The organism is Anaplasma phagocytophilum (genome assembly GCF_023476575.1).
GTDB classification, from domain to species: Bacteria; Pseudomonadota; Alphaproteobacteria; order Rickettsiales; family Anaplasmataceae; genus Anaplasma; species Anaplasma phagocytophilum_A.
Map to the genome: position 1 here is coordinate 1 of NZ_JAHLEX010000106.1, position 3,645 is coordinate 3,645.

2 protein-coding genes and 1 pseudogene are annotated in these 3,645 nt (G+C 38.5%); all 3 read right to left on the bottom strand.

Annotated features, from left to right (window positions below; genetic code table 11):
* Window positions 1-37 precede the first annotated feature (37 nt).
* Window positions 38-250, bottom strand: a pseudogene (locus tag KPX09_RS04705) (hypothetical protein); the annotation flags it as partial.
* Window positions 251-319: 69 nt separating this feature from the next.
* A complete protein-coding gene (locus KPX09_RS04710; RefSeq protein WP_249549218.1) occupies window positions 320-1,147 on the bottom strand; it encodes a YgfZ/GcvT domain-containing protein in 828 nt (275 codons plus the stop codon).
* Between the two features lie 65 nt (window positions 1,148-1,212).
* A complete protein-coding gene (locus tag KPX09_RS04715; protein ID WP_249549219.1) occupies window positions 1,213-3,093 on the bottom strand; it encodes a heme lyase CcmF/NrfE family subunit in 1,881 nt (626 codons plus the stop codon).
* Window positions 3,094-3,645 lie beyond the last annotated feature (552 nt).

Here is a 3,645-nt window from a genome sequence, read left to right on the forward strand (position 1 = left end):
ATTCCATGGATGACATATATAAGCTTTCTTAGAGATACATAAGTTTTCTTAGAGATACAGGCGCATTGTCCGTGTTCCAGTCAAACTTGTTAGACTCAAGTTTGACACTCTTACCATCCTTTAAGTAAGGATATACTGCTCTAGTCTCTCCGTTACTCTCCCTTATACTAAAATCTCTTATCTTGCTAAACTCTGCTCTGTATTCCAGTATTCCTACCTTAAATAATAACTGTAGTGCTTGGATTTGAATGACAGATTAGAGAGCACACTCCTACAGTTTTTTGCTACAGAAACTTGACACATGGAGCAACTAAATTGACTAAGATTGTAGAGAGAGCTTTATGTCACCTATACTCAAGTCTATGTAACCTGTCGGTAATTTTGATGTTTCTAACATGCACAGTCCCCAATTTTCCGTAGATGCTATCATTTCTCCTACACATTGCTGATTTACAAAAATTTCTCCCGTTTGAGGAAGACTTATACCACTCTTAGAAAAGACAGTGCAAAGTGTCTTTTTTGCACCAATCCTGTGCATCCTTGCAACCACTTCTTGCCCTGTATAGCAGCCTTTTGTGTGGCTAATAGCGTTGAGCTTGTCTAATCCAAAATGTAGAGGGAATGATTCCCCGCTCACCATATCAGTGGCACAGTTGGGTATAGTATTGACCATTCTCAACATGCTGTATTCAGTGTTGCTTTGTAATGTGGGAATGTAATATTTTACGGAACTTGTATTAGGTACTATGCATCGCACACCCATATTTATACACCGTGGATCCTGAAAAACAACAGTTCCGTCTTCCAAAGTTTTCGTATAACCAGGGTCTCCCAAACGTTGCTTTGTGTCTAATGCTATAGAATACTCGTCACAGCTCTTGATTTTTACTTTTAATACAACCCGATATAGTCGTAAAAGCTCTATTATCGGCATTATAGCTTCGCGCTCACAGTCCAGCAGAAAGTGCTTGTCACATTTTATCAAAAAGAAATCAAATAAAAATCTTCCCTTTGAGTTGAGAATCAAGTTGTATACTGCCGAAGGAGATTCCATCTGGAGCACATCGTTTGTTGTGATGTTATGCAAGAACTTTGCGGCATCTGCCCCAGAAACTTTTATAACACCACGACTTTGACTCAAAAACATCTTACCTCCGTGTACTCCACGCTTCTATTCTATGAGGTGGATGATACTGATACATGGAATATAATTCAAATAATGCTTTGCACATCTATTAATGCGTCTTTTTTTCTTTGAGACCGTATTTTTAGCCATGCATTGTATATTCCAAAACTGCCCCCTATCACTAGCATTGTACAACCAATCCAGACTAGGCTAATAAGAGGTTTGTATCGCATCTGGACCGAGATACCTTTTTCAAGATCTGTATCACCAACCACCATGTATATATCGGCTAAAAAACTATGATATGTGCTGCTGATCACATTGCGCGTGCCTTCTACGTGATAGAATCTATTTTCTGGAAAAAGTGTTTGCAGTATCTTTGGTGAATCCGCTTTAGTAATAGAAAATCTTCCTACTAAAGCATCGTAATACTCCTGAGAAATAATGGAAACATCCTCAAATACAGCTTGAAAATCATGAACGCTGATAGTATCACCCACCTTCATATACTTATAGCTTTCAGTCTGATATGCGCTAGAGTATATGATCCCCGCAGTTAGTATTGCGACTCCTAGATGTGCTGAGAGCATTGCGCACCTGCCAGGACGTAAAGCACTCCGAATAGCAGTCCATGATAGGGGATCGTGTAATTTGCTGAAAAAGTCCTCAACAATAGAAAAAAATAAAAAACATGCAAGCAGAATGAGGATTCCTGAAATCCCACAATACATGGCACATGGTAAGAAAATAGCAGCGAAGGCTGTAGAAATCTTAAAACTCAGCTTAAATGTCTTATAGCCATCCCAACCTATACAAGGTAACACAATTAACATGCATAGAAGTCCGGTATGTAAAACGCTGAAAATGTTACTATAGTAAGGATATCCCACAGAAATCGTCTCTCCTTTAAAGAATTCCCATAAAATTGGATATACCGTGCCAGTGATTATGGTGGAAAACGCTATAAGAAGTAATACTGCAAGACCAACCAAAAGCGTTATTTTTGATGCATAACGGAAGTCACAGTATTCGTCCCTCTTTTTGCAATACATTATAAATATTGTATAGCAAATTAGGACGATAACACTTATAAAAACGAGGATAAAAACGCCGCGTGTATCGTCAAAAGCGAAAGTATGCACAGAAATTAATAATCCGGAACGCACTAAAAATGTGCTGTATAAGCTACTTAGAAAAGTAGACACTGCCAGAAAATATGTGAAGTTACAATATACTCTACTCTTCCTGACAATTGGCAACATATGAATTAGCGCCGTACTAAGAAGCCAAGGTAGCAACACAACATTCTCCACAGGATCCCAAGCCCAAAAACCACCCCAGCCCAGGACTCTATAAGCCCACCAACCGCCAAGAGCAACACCAAGTGTCAGGAATGACCACGCATTCAGCGCCCACACTCGAATTATTTTAGCCCACTCTACAGGATCGTAATTCAGTATAAGGGCTGCAATGGTAATAGATAACACTGGAGCCAACCCCGTATAACCACTAAACAAAATGGGGGGATGTATAGTAAGGCCAATATCTTGTAATAAAGGGTTAAACCCAAGCCCATCTTCGGCAAGAGAAAACACCCGCAAAAAGGGATTAGCGAATATCGCACCAAAAGCTGTAAATCCTGCTAGCATGAGGTGCTGTGAAGTAAGAGCTATTCTTTTAAGGTTATCAGCCTTGTGAGCAAATTCCATGATGGCTGTATACATACTTAGTAGCCACAAAAATAGAAGGTAAGAACCCTCATAATTTCCCCATACACCGGTAATCTTGTACAGTACTGGTTGTAGAGAATGTGAATTATTTAAAACGTGCTCAAATGAGAAGTCATCTACAACCCTTAAGTATATAAGAAGAGTCACAGAAGCGCTTAATAACCCCAGAACGGCATAAGACAGGTATGCACTCAGGGACGCAGATAATCTCACTGATACAGGGTACAGCAACGACAATATACAAGGAAGTGTGAGAAAGGCTACGAAACCATCAACGAAGTACTGCATTATGGCATAGGAATAGAATTAGGAATACGCCATTATATACTTCTAATCCTCTAAGTACTAGATACAAGATGAGCAATCCTGGTTTATAAATCTATGGTTGTTCTAATATGTTTTCCTTTAGTTTTATTATTGGGTATCAGATTTTATATTCAGGGTTCTATAATCAAGCTATCCATGAATTTATTTTAGATATAAAGGTTATGAATCGCGAGGTATACCAAGATCCTACGTAATAATTCTTATTATTAAAAGGCAAGGCCAAGAGTATTAAGGATAGTGGAAAAGATGAAGCAGATACAGTATATCTACTAGCTAAGGAGTTGGCTTTTATTTTGTAGTGTCTCTCGTTTACAAATGAGCTTAATTTACGAGTTGACTAAGTAACTACGCTCCTCCGAATATCTAAAAGCAGTCTCTAGGTATGTTTTGTTTAGTAATCCTAGGATTTCATATCTGGTTTATGTATAGGGTTCTCTTATTAGATAAGGTAAGGACATTGTT

Coding starts and splice junctions, on each gene's coding strand:
- KPX09_RS04710 (WP_249549218.1), bottom strand. CDS start 1,147: ATGTTTTTGAGTCAAAGTCGTGGTGTTATAAAAGTTTCTGGGGCAGAT.